15 protein-coding genes are annotated in these 15,193 nt (G+C 44.8%); 12 read left to right on the forward strand and 3 right to left on the reverse strand.

From position 1 onward, the window contains the following. Positions 1-92 precede the first annotated feature (92 nt). The 10 genes from CGC64_RS08165 to CGC64_RS08210 all read left to right on the forward strand — a co-directional run bounded on the left by CGC64_RS08165 (position 93) and on the right by CGC64_RS08210 (position 10,557). Complete coding sequence (locus CGC64_RS08165) at positions 93-2,234, forward strand: peptidylprolyl isomerase (protein WP_005679348.1); 2,142 nt, start codon at positions 93-95, stop codon at positions 2,232-2,234. A 142-nt stretch (positions 2,235-2,376) separates the two neighbouring features. Continuing rightward, positions 2,377-3,411 (forward strand): 23S rRNA (adenine(2503)-C(2))-methyltransferase RlmN, encoded by a 1,035-nt coding sequence (gene rlmN / locus CGC64_RS08170; RefSeq protein ID WP_005679349.1) that lies wholly within the window; start codon positions 2,377-2,379, stop codon positions 3,409-3,411. A gap of 17 nt (positions 3,412-3,428) precedes the next feature. Continuing rightward, complete coding sequence (locus CGC64_RS08175; RefSeq protein ID WP_005679351.1) at positions 3,429-4,469, forward strand: DUF4837 family protein; 1,041 nt, start codon at positions 3,429-3,431, stop codon at positions 4,467-4,469. A 4-nt stretch (positions 4,470-4,473) separates the two neighbouring features. After that, positions 4,474-5,568: a 4-hydroxythreonine-4-phosphate dehydrogenase PdxA gene (gene pdxA / locus CGC64_RS08180; protein WP_005679352.1), complete on the forward strand. Its 1,095-nt coding sequence runs from the start codon at positions 4,474-4,476 to the stop codon at positions 5,566-5,568. Positions 5,569-5,577: 9 nt separating this feature from the next. Continuing rightward, positions 5,578-6,828 (forward strand): sigma-54 interaction domain-containing protein, encoded by a 1,251-nt coding sequence (locus CGC64_RS08185; RefSeq protein ID WP_005679354.1) that lies wholly within the window; start codon positions 5,578-5,580, stop codon positions 6,826-6,828. After that, the gene (gene lptE, locus CGC64_RS08190; RefSeq protein WP_005679355.1) at positions 6,815-7,345 is read left to right on the forward strand and encodes an LPS assembly lipoprotein LptE; all 531 of its coding nucleotides are present in this window, start codon (positions 6,815-6,817) and stop codon (positions 7,343-7,345) included. The genes CGC64_RS08185 and lptE overlap by 14 nt, the downstream gene beginning before the upstream one ends. 5 nt (positions 7,346-7,350) lie before the next feature. Continuing rightward, complete coding sequence (locus CGC64_RS08195; protein WP_005679357.1) at positions 7,351-8,109, forward strand: hypothetical protein; 759 nt, start codon at positions 7,351-7,353, stop codon at positions 8,107-8,109. Positions 8,110-8,115: 6 nt separating this feature from the next. Continuing rightward, positions 8,116-8,514, forward strand: a complete 399-nt coding sequence (secG, locus tag CGC64_RS08200) for a preprotein translocase subunit SecG (RefSeq protein ID WP_005679358.1) — start codon at positions 8,116-8,118, stop codon at positions 8,512-8,514. A 249-nt stretch (positions 8,515-8,763) separates the two neighbouring features. Further along, the gene (locus CGC64_RS08205) at positions 8,764-10,161 is read left to right on the forward strand and encodes an MFS transporter (protein WP_005679360.1); all 1,398 of its coding nucleotides are present in this window, start codon (positions 8,764-8,766) and stop codon (positions 10,159-10,161) included. A gap of 45 nt (positions 10,162-10,206) precedes the next feature. Further along, on the forward strand, positions 10,207-10,557 hold the full coding sequence (locus CGC64_RS08210; RefSeq protein WP_005679362.1) for a PqqD family protein: 351 nt from the start codon (positions 10,207-10,209) through the stop codon (positions 10,555-10,557). A 72-nt stretch (positions 10,558-10,629) separates the two neighbouring features. Here CGC64_RS08210 and CGC64_RS08215 read toward each other — a convergent pair whose 3' ends face one another. The 3 genes from CGC64_RS08215 to CGC64_RS08225 form a co-directional block, all read right to left on the reverse strand. Beyond that, positions 10,630-10,914 carry a hypothetical protein gene (locus tag CGC64_RS08215; protein ID WP_005679363.1) on the reverse strand — a complete coding sequence of 95 codons (285 nt, stop codon included), beginning with the start codon at positions 10,912-10,914 and terminating at the stop codon, positions 10,630-10,632. Positions 10,915-10,937: 23 nt separating this feature from the next. After that, positions 10,938-12,002, reverse strand: coding sequence for a DUF4831 family protein (locus CGC64_RS08220; protein WP_005679364.1), 1,065 nt, complete (start codon positions 12,000-12,002; stop codon positions 10,938-10,940). 73 nt (positions 12,003-12,075) lie between these two features. Continuing rightward, positions 12,076-13,587: a bifunctional ADP-dependent NAD(P)H-hydrate dehydratase/NAD(P)H-hydrate epimerase gene (locus tag CGC64_RS08225; protein WP_005679365.1), complete on the reverse strand. Its 1,512-nt coding sequence runs from the start codon at positions 13,585-13,587 to the stop codon at positions 12,076-12,078. 499 nt (positions 13,588-14,086) lie between these two features. Between CGC64_RS08225 and CGC64_RS08230 the strand changes: the two genes are divergently transcribed. Continuing rightward, positions 14,087-14,311, forward strand: coding sequence for a winged helix-turn-helix domain-containing protein (locus tag CGC64_RS08230; protein ID WP_085962144.1), 225 nt, complete (start codon positions 14,087-14,089; stop codon positions 14,309-14,311). Positions 14,312-14,649: 338 nt separating this feature from the next. Further along, positions 14,650-15,186 (forward strand): hypoxanthine phosphoribosyltransferase, encoded by a 537-nt coding sequence (hpt, locus tag CGC64_RS08235; protein WP_005679367.1) that lies wholly within the window; start codon positions 14,650-14,652, stop codon positions 15,184-15,186. Positions 15,187-15,193: the final 7 nt, after the last annotated feature.

A 15,193-nucleotide genomic window follows, 5' to 3' on the forward strand; every position in this document is an offset into this window, starting at 1 on the left:
ATAAATAGAAGCATATTAGCATTTTTTGTATCTTCGTGCGCTAAAACGACAATTAGAAGAAATAATAATAAACATAAATCGTATTAATCAAAATGGCAACATTACAAAACATTAGGTCGAAAGGACCTCTATTGGTGATTGTTATCGGCTTGGCGCTGTTTGCTTTCATTGCGGGTGACGCATGGAAGGTGATGCAGCCGCACCAGGCACATGACGTTGGTGAGGTGAACGGAGACGCTCTTTCCGCTCAGGAGTATCAGAACTTGGTAGAAGAATATACCGAAGTGGTGAAACTCATGCGTGGAGTGACCGCCTTGAATGACGAACAAACCAGTCAGGTACGCGATGAAGTATGGCGTTCCTACGTTAACAATAAACTGATTGAAAAAGAAGCTGAAGCACTGGGACTGACTGTTTCTACTGCTGAAATTCAGGATATCCTGAAAGCTGGCGTTCATCCTTTGTTGAGACAGACTCCTTTCCAGAATCCGCAAACCGGAAACTTCGACAAGGATATGTTGAACAAGTTCCTGGTAGAATATGCCAAAATGAACGAATCGCAAATGCCGGCACAGTATGCTGAACAGTACAACAATATGTATAAATATTGGTCGTTCATTCAGAAAACTCTGATTCAGAGCCGTCTGGCTGAAAAGTATCAGGCATTGGTATCCAAAGCGCTTATCTCTAACCCGGTGGAAGCACAGGATGCTTTCGACGCAAGAGTAAACCAATACAATATGTTGCTGGCTGCCGTTCCTTATTCTTCTGTGGTAGATTCTACAATCGTAGTGAAGGAATCGGAACTGAAAGACTTGTATAACAAGAAAAAAGAACAGTTCAAGCAATACCAGGAAACTCGTGATATCAAATACATCGACGTACAGGTAACTGCCAGTGCTGCCGACCGCGCCGCTATCCAGAAGGAAGTGGACGAAGCTACTGAACAGTTGGCTACTACAACGGATGATTATACTTCTTTCATTCGTTCGGTTGGTTCGGAAGCTCCTTATGTAGACTTGTTCTACAACAAGACTGCTTTCCCGTCGGATGTAGTTGCACGTTTGGACTCTGCTTCTGTTGGTTCTGTTTATGGTCCTTACTATAATGGTGGCGATAATACGATCAACTCATTCAAAATTGTAGCCAAGACTGCGGCTGCCGATTCTGTTGAGTTCCGTCAGATTCAGGTATATGCAGCAGATGCAGCTAAGACGAAAACTCTGGCCGACAGTATCTACAATGCTATCAAAGGTGGTGCTAACTTCGTAGAGCTTGCTAAGAAATACGGTCAGACCGGTGATTCCAACTGGATGACTGCTGCACAGTACGAAGGTGCACAAATTGACGGTGACAACTTGAAATTTATTTCTGCTATTAACAGCACAGGTGTGAACGAACTGGTAAACTTGCCGTTGGGTCAAGCTAACGTTATTCTTCAGGTGACTAACAAGAAAGCGGTGAAGGATAAATATAAAGTAGCTGTGGTGAAGCGTGAAGTTGAATTCAGCAAGGAAACATACAACCGTGCTTACAATGACTTCAGCCAGTTTATCGCTGCCAATCCTTCTGTTGAGAAAATGGTGGCTAACGCCGAAGAAGCCGGATACAAATTGCTTGACAGAGCTGATTTGTATAGCTCCGAACATGGTATCGGTGGTGTGAGAGGTACAAAAGAAGCGTTGAGATGGGCATTCGATAAAGCAAAACCGGGTGAAGTATCAGGCTTGTATGAATGTGGCGAAAGCGATCACATGATGGTCGTTGGTCTGGTAAACATCAAGCCGGAAGGATACCGTCCATTGAAAGCCGTACAGGAACAGTTGAGAGCTGAGATCGTGAAAGATAAGAAAGCTGAAAAGATTATGGCTGACATGAAGGCTGCCAACGCAACCTCACTCGACCAGTACAAGGCTATGCCGAACGCTGTCAGCGATTCTTTGAAAATGGTAACGTTTGCTGCTCCGGCTTATGTATCTGCTTTGCGTAGTAGCGAACCGTTGGTTGGCGCTTATGCTTCTGTTGCTGAAGTAAATAAATTGAGCGCTCCGATCAAAGGTAATGCCGGCGTATTTGTTCTGCAAGTATATGGCAAGGACAAACTGAACGATACATTCAACGCAAAAGATGAAGAAGCTACGTTGACTAATATGCACGCACGCTTCGCAAGCCGTCTGATGAATGACTTGTATCTGAAAGGAAACGTAAAAGATACACGTTACCTGTTCTTCTAAGACTTAATCGTAAAAACGATAACTGCAAAAGGTCGTTCCTCTTTCGGGAACGACCTTTTTTGTTAACTTTTACATTCTCGCTGTACGGAAATCGACTTTATTTCCTTACATTTGCAAATATAAACCATGAACAGAAGGAATAATGTCTAAATATCCTCTTTTAGGAATGACTCTTGTGGAGCTTCAATCGCTGGCGAAAAGACTGGGAATGCCCGGCTTTGCCGCCAAGCAGATTGCATCGTGGCTCTACGATAAGAAGGTGGCCTCGATTGATGAAATGACAAATTTGTCGTTGAAGTATCGGGAGTTGCTCAAGCAGAACTATGAGGTGGGAGCAGAGGCGCCGGTAGATGAAATGCGCTCTGTGGACGGTACGGTGAAGTATTTGTATAAAGTAGGTGAGAACCACTTTGTAGAATCCGTATATATCCCGGATGATGACCGGGCGACTTTGTGTGTATCTTCACAAGTAGGCTGCAAGATGAACTGCAAGTTCTGCATGACCGGAAAGCAAGGTTATAAGGCCAACCTGACCGCCAGTCAGATTATCAATCAGATTCATTCGTTGCCGGAACGGGACAAGTTGACAAATGTCGTGATGATGGGCATGGGCGAACCGCTCGATAACCTGGATGAAGTATTGCAGGCATTGGAGATAATGACGGCTGATTACGGTTATGCATGGAGTCCGAAGCGTATCACCCTCTCCACTGTCGGATTGCGGAAAGGACTGAAACGTTTTATTGAAGAAAGTGATTGTCATTTGGCAATCAGCCTCCATTCGCCGTTGGCGGTGCAGCGTTCCGAACTGATGCCGGCGGAAAAAGGCTATTCGATTACCGAAATGGTGGAACTGTTAAAAAACTATGATTTTAGCAAACAGCGCCGACTTTCATTTGAATATATTGTTTTTAAGGGACTCAACGATTCGCAAGTCTATGCCAAGGAGTTGCTGAAACTGTTGCGTGGATTGGATTGCAGGATAAATCTGATCCGGTTCCATGCCATTCCGGGAGTTGATCTTGAAGGGGCAGATATGGATACAATGACCCGTTTCCGTGACTATTTGACCACGCACGGGCTTTTTACTACAATCCGTTCTTCGCGCGGAGAAGATATTTTTGCAGCCTGCGGCATGTTGTCGACTGCGAAACAGGAGGAAAATAATAAGAGCTAATATAAAAATCGAACATCATGAAAAAGTACTTTTCTTATTTAAGCATGGCTTTGATAGCCTTCGTTTTTGCTTCTTGTGGTCTGAAAGGGAATCACACTTCTAGTGGGCGTGCATACGAACTTTTGGTAGTAGTAGATCACGGCGTTTGGGATCGTGCGGCAGGAAGGGCCTTGCATGATGTGCTCGATTCGGATATGCCGGGGTTGCCGCAGTCGGAACCTTCTTTCCGTATTATGTATACTTCACCGAAAGATTATGATTCAACGTTGAAGTTGATCCGCAATATCATTATCGTAGATATAAAGGACATTTATACGAAAGCTTCTTTCAAATATGCGAAGGATGTGTATGCGAATCCGCAAATGATATTGACCATTCAGGCTCCGAATGAAGAAGAATTCCAAAAGTTTGTGGAAGAGAATAAGCAGACTATTGTTGACTTCTTCACCCGTGCGGAAATGAATCGTCAGATTTCCATGCTGGAAGAAAAGCACAGCAATTTTATCTCACAGAAAGTGGATAGCTTATTTGGTTGCGATATCTGGTTGCCTGCCGAACTGGCTAATTCAAAGACCGGAAAAGATTTCTTCTGGGCTTCCACCAATACAGGTACTGCCGACCGTAACTTCGTGATGTATTCTTATCCTTATACCGATAAAGATACATTCACCAAAGAATATTTTGTGCATAAGCGTGACTCTGTGATGAAGGCGAACATTCCGGGATTCAAGGAAGGGGTTTATATGTCAACGGATTCTTTACTGACCGATGTACGTCCGATCAATGTACAGAACAGTTACACAATGGAAGCACGCGGATTATGGCGCATGAAGGGGGACTTCATGGGTGGCCCGTATGTGTCTCACACGCGTCTGGATGAGAAAAACCAACGAATTATCACAGCAGAAATATTTGTTTATTCACCTGATAAAATGAAACGTAACCTGGTGCGCCAAATGGAGGCATCTCTTTATACACTGAAACTTCCGAATGAGGTTCAGCAAAACCAGATCCCATTGGGAGGAGCAGCCAAGGAAGCGGAACAAACTAATAAATAAAAACATGGAAGATAATAAAATAAGAATCGGCATCACCCAGGGAGACATTAACGGGGTAGGCTATGAGGTGATTTTAAAGACATTCTCGGATCCTACCATGTTGGAATTATGTACTCCTATTATCTACGGTTCACCGAAAGTCGCTGCTTATCACCGCAAGGCTTTGGATGTGCAGACTAACTTCAGTATTATCAATACGGCTTCCGAAGCGGGATGCAACCGCTTGAGCGTAGTGAACTGTACGGATGATGAAGTGAAAGTTGAGTTTTCCAAACCTGACCCCGAAGCCGGTAAGGCCGCATTGGGCGCTTTGGAACGGGCTATTGAAGACTATCGTGAGGGGCTGATTGACGTAATTGTGACAGCTCCGATTAACAAACATACAATCCAGTCGGAAGAATTTTCTTTCCCCGGACATACGGAGTATATCGAAGAACGTTTGGGCAACGGAAACAAATCGTTGATGATTCTGATGAAGAATGATTTTCGTGTGGCTCTAGTGACGACGCATATCCCTGTCAGAGAGATTGCGACTACGATTACGAAGGAACTGATTCAGGAAAAGCTGATGATCTTTCATCATTGCCTGAAGCAGGATTTCGGCATCGGTGCTCCGCGTATTGCGGTGTTGTCTCTCAATCCTCATGCCGGAGACGGCGGTTTGCTGGGTACGGAAGAACAGGAAGTGATTATCCCTGCCATGAAGGAAATGGAGGAAAAGGGGATTCTTTGTTACGGACCTTATGCTGCCGACGGCTTTATGGGATCGGGCAATTATACGCATTTCGACGGAATATTGGCGATGTACCACGACCAGGGGCTGGCTCCGTTCAAGGCGTTGGCTATGGATGACGGAGTAAACTATACGGCAGGACTGCCGGTAGTGCGTACTTCTCCGGCACATGGTACGGCTTATGACATCGCAGGCAAGGGACTGGCGAGCGAGGACTCGTTCCGTCAGGCAGTTTATGTTGCCATTGATGTGTTCCGTAATCGTCAACGGGAGAAAGTAGCCCATGCAAATCCGTTGCGGAAACAGTATTACGAGAAACGGGATGATAGTGACAAACTAAAGCTGGATACAGTAGACGAAGATTAATAGGAAGTAATGACAAAAACGGAGATACAACAAGTGAAGCAGCGTTTCGGTATTATCGGAAATACCGAGGCATTGTTGCGCGCCATAGATGTTGCCATTCAGGTAGCTCCTACCGATTTGTCTGTGCTGATTACCGGAGAAAGCGGAGTTGGAAAGGAAAGTTTTCCGCAAATCATTCATCAATACAGCCGGAGGAAGCACGGACAGTATATCGCTGTCAACTGTGGAGCGATCCCCGAAGGGACGATCGACTCGGAATTGTTCGGCCATGAGAAAGGAGCATTTACCGGTGCGATTGGTGAACGGAAAGGATATTTCGGTGAAGCGGACGGCGGTACGATTTTCCTGGATGAAGTAGGGGAGTTGCCGTTGCCTACACAGGCACGTCTGCTCCGTGTGCTGGAGAGTGGCGAGTTTATCAAAGTAGGTTCGTCGAAAGTACAAAAGACGGATGTGCGTATTGTTGCAGCTACGAATGTCAATCTTACGCAAGCTATTGCGGAAGGACGTTTTCGTGAAGATTTATATTATCGTTTGAATACGGTGCCTATTCAGATCCCTCCTTTGCGTGAGCGGGGAGACGATGTGCTTCTGTTGTTCCGTAAATTTGCGGCGGACTTTGCGGCAAAGTACCGGATGCCGGCCATTCAGTTGACGGAGGATGCGAAGAAAGAACTTCTTGCTTATCCGTGGCCCGGAAACGTGCGCCAGTTGAAGAATATCACCGAGCAGATATCTATTATCGAGACGAACAGGGAGATTACGGCAGCTATTCTGCAAACCTATCTTCCCGCACAGAATGTACAACGTCTGCCGGCATTGCTGGGAACACGGGAGAGCAAAAGTTTTGAGAGCGAACGGGAAATTCTTTATTCCGTTCTGTTCGATATGCGTCAGGAAGTGGCCGAACTGAGGAAGATGGTGCACAACATGATGGCTGAACGTGCAGGGCAGGTGGCACAAATGGGGCAAGTAGGGCAAGTCGTCGCTACTCCGGTAGTGACAACGGCAAACCAGCCTTCGGTGCCTGCCATTATTCATCCGATGCAGCAGGCAACTGTCTGTCCGAAAGACGACGATGATGATATTCAGGATACGGAAGAATATGTAGAAGAAAACTTGGCACTGGATGAAGTTGAAAAGGAAATGATACGTAAAGCACTGGAGAAACATCATGGAAAACGGAAAGGTGCCGCCCGGGATCTGAAGATTTCCGAACGTACGCTTTATAGAAAAATAAAAGAATATGAACTGGATTAAAAAGATAACGCCACGCGTTGCGCTACTGCTTGCATTACCGTTGGTAGTCATTGCGTGTACTGTTTCCTATAAGTTTAATGGTTCGTCTATCAATTATGATAAGGTGAAAACCATTTCGATTGCCGACTTCCCTATTAAGTCGGAGTATGTGTATGCACCGTTGGCAACGAAGTTTAATGAGGATCTGAAAGATATCTTTATCCGTCAGACACGGCTCCAACTGCTGAAGCCGAATCAGAACGCGGATTTGCAGATTGACGGAGAAATTACAGGCTACAACCAATACAACCAGGCTGTATCCGCCGACGGTTATTCTTCGGAGACGAAACTGACCATTACGGTGAATGTACGCTTTGTCAACAACACAAACCACGCCGAAGACTTCGAACAACAGTTTTCAGCTTTCCGTACCTATGATTCCAGTCAGTTGCTGACGGCTGTACAAGACGGACTGATTGCTGAAATGACTAAAGAGATAACCGACCAAATATTTAATGCAACTGTAGCAAACTGGTAATTTTAATGACTTCTGTTAACTTTCAACAATGGATTCAGCACCCTGAAACGCTGGATAGGGATACTTTGTATGAGCTGCGCAATATGCTCGCGCGGTATCCGTATTTTCAGTCGCTTCGCCTGTTGTATCTAAAGAACCTATATATTCTCCATGATATTAATTTTGGCGCGGAACTGCGGAAAGCGGTTCTGTACATTGCCGATCGCCGGAAACTGTTTCAGTTGATCGAAGGTGACCGGTTTGCCGTCCAGTCCCGTAAGAAAGGAGTGCCCCTTACGGAAGTGCTGAAAAACGAGCCTTCGGTAGACCGCACCCTGGCGTTGATTGACGCTTTTCTGTCTACGGTGCCGGAGGAGGTGGCCGGTCAGACAACTTTCGACTATTCAATGGACTATACAACTTATCTGTTGGAAGACAATACGACTGCTGCCGAATCGGAAGAAGTCGCTCCGAAGTTGAAAGGATACGAACTGATAGACGATTTTATTGAAAAGAGCGAAAGTGAGGCTCCTCTCTGTCTGAAACCTTTAAAAGAGGAAGCGGAAATCTCTGTTACTCCTTCGGAAGAAGTGAGTGCGGCAGAGGAAGAAGATGATAGCTGTTTTACCGAAACTTTAGCTAAAATCTATGTTAAACAACAACGATATTCGAAAGCTCTTGAAATAATTAAAAAATTAAGTTTGAAATATCCAAAAAAAAATGCTTACTTTGCAGACCAAATCAGATTTTTGGAGAAATTGATTATTAACGCTAATTCAAAATAACTAAAAATGTACTTATTATTCGTTATCTTAATGGTTATTGCAGCCCTGTTGATGTGCTTTATCGTGCTGATTCAGAACTCAAAAGGAGGCGGACTTGCTTCCGGATTCTCTTCATCCAACGCTATTATGGGCGTACGCAAAACTACCGATTTTCTGGAAAAAGCAACTTGGGGCTTAGCTATCTTCATGGTTATCATGAGTATTGCTACCGCTTATGTCGTTCCTCATTCTTCTGCTGTTAAAGATGCAGTGTTGGAACAGGCTCAGAAAGAACAACAGACTAACCCGTATAACTTGCCTGCTGGTACTGCTGCACCGCAAACAGATGCTACTGCTCCGGCAGAGTCTGCACCTGCAACAGAAACTCCGGCACCGGCTGAAACTCCGGCTCCTGCTGCTGAATAATCCATTCGGATTGCAGAGAGGGATTGGGTGAAACCATTTAAGAGGGGGCAGAAGGTTTTCTGTATTTCTCTATATTTGGGCGCAGATTACACGGATTACACGGATTTGTTAATGAATCCGTGCAATTCATGTAATCCGCGCCTAACTTTTTTTCTAAAAACAAATCTCTTTGTGAGGTATACAATGGAGATTTAACTATCTTTGTTGGTCGTAAAAAATAAAATTATTAACTACTATTTAAATATAACAATGACAGAACAATTAAAACAGAAATTGAATGACTCCAAGGTGTTGCGTTGGAGCGTTCTAGCATTGGTCGCTTTTACCATGTTATGCGGCTACTTCCTCACGGACGTTATGTCCCCGCTGAAACCTATGCTTGAGAAAGAACTACTCTGGGATAGTTTGGATTACGGATTCTTTACCAGCGCTTACGGGTGGTTCAATGTATTCTTGCTGATGTTGATTTTCGGCGGTATTATCCTGGATAAAATGGGAGTACGCTTTACTGGAATGGGCGCCTGTCTGTTAATGGTGTTCGGTTGTGGACTGAAATATTATGCTGTCTCTACCACTTTCCCGGAAGGTGCCCTGCTTTTCGGATTCAAGATGCAGGTAGCATTGGCAGCATTGGGATATGCTATCTTTGGTGTTGGTGTGGAAATTGCTGGTATTACCGTCTCTAAGATTATTGTGAAATGGTTTAAAGGCAAGGAAATGGCGTTGGCTATGGGACTTGAAATGGCAACGGCACGTATCGGTACAACTCTGGCAATGGTGCTGACTGTACCTTTGGCTGACTTCTTCGGATCTACTGACGAGGCAGGTGCTTTTCATACCAATATTCCCGCGCCGATTCTTTTCTGCCTGGTTATGCTTTGTGTAGGTACGATTGCTTTCTTTATTTACACATTCTATGATAAGAAGTTGGATGCTTCACTTGACGCACAAGGGCTTGAACCCGAAGAACCTTTCCGTATGAAAGATATCGTATATATCGTTACCAACAAGGGGTTCTGGCTGATTGCATTGCTGTGCGTATTATTCTATTCGGCTGTATTCCCGTTTATCAAGTATGCGGCGGACTTAATGGTACAGAAATATAATGTAGACCCGAAATTGGCGGGGACGATTCCGGGATTGTTACCGATCGGTGCGATCATCCTGACTCCGTTGTTCGGTTCTCTGTATGACCGTATCGGCAAAGGTGCCACGTTGATGACTATTGGTGCAGTGATGCTGATATTCGTGCATACTATGTTTGCACTTCCTATCCTGAATGTGTGGTGGTTTGCCACGATCATTATGATTGTGTTAGGCTTCGCTTTCTCATTGGTTCCTTCAGCTATGTGGCCTTCCGTTCCGAAGATTATTCCTGAGAAACAGTTGGGTACGGCTTATGCATTGATTTTCTGGGTACAGAACTGGGGATTGATGGGTGTGCCTTTGCTGATCGGTTGGGTGCTGAACTCTTATTGCAAGGGGCCGGTGGTAGACGGTGCACAGACGTATGATTACACGTTACCTATGGCTATTTTTGCTGTCTTCGGTGTACTTGCGTTGATTGTATCTTTGATGTTGAAGGCAGAGAACAGGAAAAAAGGTTATGGGCTGGAAGAAGCTAATATTAAAAAAGAATCGGTATAATATTAAAGACTCAGTATAATATTCTTGAAATAAGGAGATCAAAGTATGGCAGCGAAAGAGAAAATCAACCTGTTGGATGTAATTCCCTGTCGCAGTGAACATATTACCGTTGAAAGGGAAGGGGAGACGATTGTGCTCTCCTTCCCTCGTTTTAAATATACGTGGATGCAACGCTTTCTTGTTCCGAAGGGGATGTCGAAGGAGCTTCATGTGCATTTGGAAGAACACGGAACGGTTGTATGGGAACTGATTGACGGGAAACGGACGGTGCGTGAAATCATAGAAAAACTCGCAGACCATTTTCAGAATGAAGCAGGCTACGAGTCACGTGTATCTACTTATCTTTATCAGTTACAGAAGGACGGTTTTATAAAATTTCATTTCCCCACAGAGTAACACAATGTCTCTCACTGAATCCTCTCTTTACGGTAAGATTAAAAGGCTCTGTGTTACTCTGCGGGGAATAAATTATTTAATAAAGATAGCCCATAGTATAACGGCACTTGCAATCAGGACGCCCATGATAATCAGTGTCCCCCATACGAAGTAGCTGTTGTCCCGTTCCTTTTTCTTCTCGGAATCACGGATGATACGTTCCATTTCTTCCGACGTGGTATTGGGCAACGGGTAATGTTCGTTGCTACGGTTTAAATGTTTTAGCTTCTCGTTGTTTCGCTCGCGACGCAGGCGGGAGGCTTCTCTTCCTTCGCTAAGCCGACGTATCATGTCGAGCATGTGTCCTTCACCGCCCATATTCTTTTCTTTTTAGAGTTTCATTATTTCCCTTCTTCCCGGTCTACTTTAAGAAGTCCGCCGGTATTCGGGTCGAAATACACCTTGATAGTTGAGTTCTTGTTGAACAATACCGGAGCCAAGTATTCGATAATGCCGAATTGCGTTACAGGTACTTCTCCTTCATACAGTTTCTTTTTGCCGTCGGTCAGCGTGATTTGCGCTTGTCCGGGGACGTTGTAGGCAATTCCTTCCGGTTCTTTTTTCTTCTTCCCGTCGTCTTGTGGCATTTTGACTGTTTTCAAGTCTTTCAGAGTGATATAGAAAGGAGTGCCGGCCAGGTCGTTGTTGGCAACTACCCCCAGCTTTTTAGAGAAACGGAAAGCAACTTCGTTATTCAGTTCCTTATCCGGTGTAAGTCGGATCGTAAATGTCTTTTCCTCTTTGTCACGTGTGCCCGAGAACATCTTGGTCATGGCGTCTTCCTGTGCGTTCAGATTGTCGAGCATGATTTTGAGTTGGGCGCCGTCCGAAGGAGTGTTGTCCGCTTGGCCGCGTAAAAGGGCATTTTTGCTTTCGCGGATATTATAGATCTCTTTGGCTACCAGTTCGGCCATTTTGGCGGTGGAGCTGGCCATTAGGATTTCTTCGGTAAGGAAATCACGAGGATTCGCTTTTACGGTGGCGGGAGTGACGGGAGCAGCTTTTTTAGTCTCGTTACTCTTGCTGTAAGGGACGTTGATTGATTTCACAATTCCGTCCTCAGTCAGTTCCATGAGAGGGGCTACTGTTTTATCCTTTAGTTTGACAAAGTAAGTCGTTTCGCTGTTAGGGACTCCTACTGATTTAACTTTTACGCTGTTCAGTTCCCAATATTCGTCGGGCTCGGCAGATACGTTGGTCAGTCGCAGATAACGATCTGCGTATTTACTGAATTCACCCGGTGTATAGCTGACTTTGTTGGCTTTTATTTCGAGTTCTATCTGTGTTTTGGGAAGGCTGTACACCACTCCGTAGTCTTTTCCTCGGGTAACGCCTGTCAACACTTCTGTTTGTGCATAGGCGGAAGTAGCCATTAGTAGTCCCGTTGCTATAATCAACTTTTTCATATTCGGTTCTTTTTTAACTGGTTTTGAAAACAAAGTTAATGAAGTTATTGAAAAAACTGTAAGTTCTTAACTTTTATTCGCTTACAAGTCGCCATGCCGTAGGCAGACAGGTGATGATGTCGCTGGCAATCAGTCCGATCATCCCCTGCTTTTTCTGGGCGAAATCTCCGGCCAGTCCGTGGATGTAAGTACCGATTTTAGCTGCATCCTCGGCGGGATAGCCTTGGGCTAGCAGAGCTAGGATCACTCCGGTCAATACATCGCCACTGCCTCCGGTTGCCATTCCCGGATTTCCGGTCGGGTTGAAATAACATTTTCCTGCCGGGGTGATAATGGCGGAATAGGCGCCTTTCAGGATGATATGTACGTTGGCGGCATGAGCCAGTTCGCAGGCTTTGGTCAGTCGTTCGTATGAATCCTGACACTTGCCGGTCAGCCGTTCTAGTTCCTTCGGGTGTGGGGTGAGGATAGAACCTTTCGGCAGGTGTGTCAGTGTGTGGCGGTGGTTGGCAAGGATGTTGAGTGCGTCAGCGTCCACTACTACGGGAGTCTGGCAATGTTCGAGCTGTTCGAGCAGGGCAGCTTCCGTTTCCTCGCTTCTTCCCAGTCCGGGGCCGATGCCGACGGCTTGGTAATCGTCCGTGTCGGTAGGTATGGCAAAGCAGGTTTCATTGGCATCGGTTTCTACCATGGCTTCGGGGACGGAGGTTTGAAGAATGTCGTTGTTGCATATCGGTGCGTGTACAGTCAGCAGTCCTACTCCCGAACGGAGACAGGCACGAGCTGCCAATACCGATGCACCCGCCATACCTTTCGAGCCGGCAATCAGGAGGGCATGACCGAAATTCCCCTTGTGGGCAAACTGTTGGCGTGGTTTGATGAGTGAACGTATATCTTCCAGTTCCAGCATCTCGTAGTTTGTTTTCGTCTCTTCAATACCCTCTTCGCTCAATCCGATATTCAATAAATCCCATTCGCCTACATATTCGGTGTTTTCAGCAAAAAGGAAAGCGAGTTTCGGAAGCTGCAGGCTGAACGTTACGTCGGCGCGGATAATGTTGTTTTTCACGTTGAATGTATTTTCTTCTCCCATAAGTCCGGAAGGGATGTCAATAGCTACTACCATAGCCGGAGAAGAATTGATATATTTCACAACGGCTGCGAATCCTCCGCTCAACGGTTTGTTCAGTCCCGAACCGAAAAGCCCGTCGATAACCAAATGGTCCGGTGTCAGGGTGGGAGGGACGAATTGGGTGCTGATTTCGTGGAATGTCACTTCCTCTGCCATTTCCACCAGTTCCTTGTTGGTCTGGCAGTCCGGGGAGAGTTCACCTTTCGGGTTAAAGAGATATACCTCTGTTTTATATCCTTTTTCGGATAGCATACGAGCCACGGCGAGGGCGTCTCCACCGTTGTTGCCCGGTCCGGCAAATACGGTGACGGGAGTTTCCCGGCTCCACCTGTTCATTATGGCTTTTGTCAGTGCGGTTGCGGCACGTTCCATGAGGTCTATTGAGGCAATCGGCTCGTGCTCAATGGTATATGCGTCCAGTTTCTTTATACTGCTGCTTGGAAATATTTTCATTGTGATGTTTTTTTAAGTTTTCGCCCTACAAATGTACATGATTATTCTGACTTTTCCCGTTTGTTATGGGAAGAAAAACGTGTTAATCATAGATAGATGAGTTACAGGAGATAGGTCGGAAAATTCTTCTTTATGGAAAGTAAAGTTGTTTTGTATAGGTAGCAAAGTTCCTGTTGACAGGCGAAGAACTATAAACGCAAACTTTGATTATAGATTGTAATGCATGAAGTGAAACTTTTCAGCAAGTTTACATTTAATGGGGAGTAACTTCTCTATGAATGTACCGGACATAAGATATAGCCTGTTCGCACAAGGATGACGAAGAAGCGCTTCAGTCAGTGTCGGAGATAGTAGGAGAATTGAGTATTATGGTGCTGATTATTTGCTTTTTTCGAGAAAAATGTTATCTTTGTAGGTAGGTAATGTGCATAACATTATTTTCCTGTGCTCACAATGATTAAATCATAGATAACGGATTGTTTAATCTTCTAAAGTTTGCATTATGGAAAAGACTAGAATTGGCTTGAATGCCGGAAAAGTATGGCGCATCTTAAATGAAAAAGGTGAACTGTCAATGTTCGATTTGTGCCGTGAGTTAGGTTTGACGTTTGAAGACGTAGCTCTTGCTATCGGCTGGTTGGCAAGGGAAAGCAAGGTCTTTCTGAGGAAAAGGGAAGGAATGCTTTTTGTCAGCATTGAGAATGTTGAATTTACTTTTGGCTAAGGTGGAAACCAATGTACATTTAAGGTGGGAATCCGCTTTATTATCTACCCGACTAAAAATTTAATGAAGTGGATCAGTGGGGGTGTTTGCGTCTAAAATATGATTACTCTTATTTCTTTCCGGCTATTCTTTTTATTGTCTATTTATTCTTATCCGATAGGCTGTTAAATAGCTTTTTTATTTATTTCATAAAGGGATATTCTGTGGACTGCTTAATGGAGAAACATCGCTAACTATCTCACCGATTCTGCTTCTTCTTTCAAAGAAATTGCAGAAGAAGATGTACAGAGTGGAATAAAAATTGTATTTTTGCGACAACTTTTTTAAAATAACCGGTTATGGATAGCATTCAGATAAAAGACAAGCAGTTCACTGTTTCCATTAAAGAACAAGATATTCAGAAAGAAGTGATTCGCGTGGCGAACGAAATCAATCGCGATTTGGCAGATAAGAACCCACTATTCCTCAGCGTGTTGAATGGTTCGTTTATGTTTACGGCCGACTTGCTGAAACACATCACAATCCCTTGCGAAATATCGTTTGTCAAGCTGGCTTCTTATCAGGGAGTGACTTCCACCGGAGTTATCAAAGAAGTAATCGGACTGAACGAGGACATTGCCGGACGTACGGTTGTTATCGTGGAAGATATTGTAGACACGGGGCTGACTATGCAGCGACTGCTCGAAACATTGGGTACGCGTAATCCCGAATCTATCCACATCGCTTCATTATTGGTGAAACCGGAAAAACTGAAGGTGGACCTGAACATTGAATATGTAGCAATGGAAATTCCGAACGACTTTATCGTGGGATATGGATTGGATTATGACGGTTTCGGGCGAAATTACCCCGACATTTACACAGTAGTAGACTAAATTCAAA

The sequence above is a fragment of the Bacteroides caccae genome (assembly GCF_002222615.2).
Classification (GTDB): Bacteria; Bacteroidota; Bacteroidia; order Bacteroidales; family Bacteroidaceae; genus Bacteroides; species Bacteroides caccae.

What these genes read in the sequence shown, in the direction of transcription:
- CGC64_RS08165 (WP_005679348.1), top strand. Translation starts at nt 93, where the DNA reads ATGGCAACATTACAAAACATTAGGTCGAAAGGACCTCTATTGGTGATT.
- rlmN (WP_005679349.1), top strand. Translation starts at nt 2,377, where the DNA reads ATGTCTAAATATCCTCTTTTAGGAATGACTCTTGTGGAGCTTCAATCG.
- CGC64_RS08175 (WP_005679351.1), top strand. Translation starts at nt 3,429, where the DNA reads ATGAAAAAGTACTTTTCTTATTTAAGCATGGCTTTGATAGCCTTCGTT.
- pdxA (WP_005679352.1), top strand. Translation starts at nt 4,474, where the DNA reads ATGGAAGATAATAAAATAAGAATCGGCATCACCCAGGGAGACATTAAC.
- CGC64_RS08185 (WP_005679354.1), top strand. Translation starts at nt 5,578, where the DNA reads ATGACAAAAACGGAGATACAACAAGTGAAGCAGCGTTTCGGTATTATC.
- lptE (WP_005679355.1), top strand. Translation starts at nt 6,815, where the DNA reads ATGAACTGGATTAAAAAGATAACGCCACGCGTTGCGCTACTGCTTGCA.
- CGC64_RS08195 (WP_005679357.1), top strand. Translation starts at nt 7,351, where the DNA reads ATGACTTCTGTTAACTTTCAACAATGGATTCAGCACCCTGAAACGCTG.
- secG (WP_005679358.1), top strand. Translation starts at nt 8,116, where the DNA reads ATGTACTTATTATTCGTTATCTTAATGGTTATTGCAGCCCTGTTGATG.
- CGC64_RS08205 (WP_005679360.1), top strand. Translation starts at nt 8,764, where the DNA reads ATGACAGAACAATTAAAACAGAAATTGAATGACTCCAAGGTGTTGCGT.
- CGC64_RS08210 (WP_005679362.1), top strand. Translation starts at nt 10,207, where the DNA reads ATGGCAGCGAAAGAGAAAATCAACCTGTTGGATGTAATTCCCTGTCGC.
- CGC64_RS08215 (WP_005679363.1), bottom strand. Translation starts at nt 10,914, where the DNA reads ATGGGCGGTGAAGGACACATGCTCGACATGATACGTCGGCTTAGCGAA.
- CGC64_RS08220 (WP_005679364.1), bottom strand. Translation starts at nt 12,002, where the DNA reads ATGAAAAAGTTGATTATAGCAACGGGACTACTAATGGCTACTTCCGCC.
- CGC64_RS08225 (WP_005679365.1), bottom strand. Translation starts at nt 13,587, where the DNA reads ATGAAAATATTTCCAAGCAGCAGTATAAAGAAACTGGACGCATATACC.
- hpt (WP_005679367.1), top strand. Translation starts at nt 14,650, where the DNA reads ATGGATAGCATTCAGATAAAAGACAAGCAGTTCACTGTTTCCATTAAA.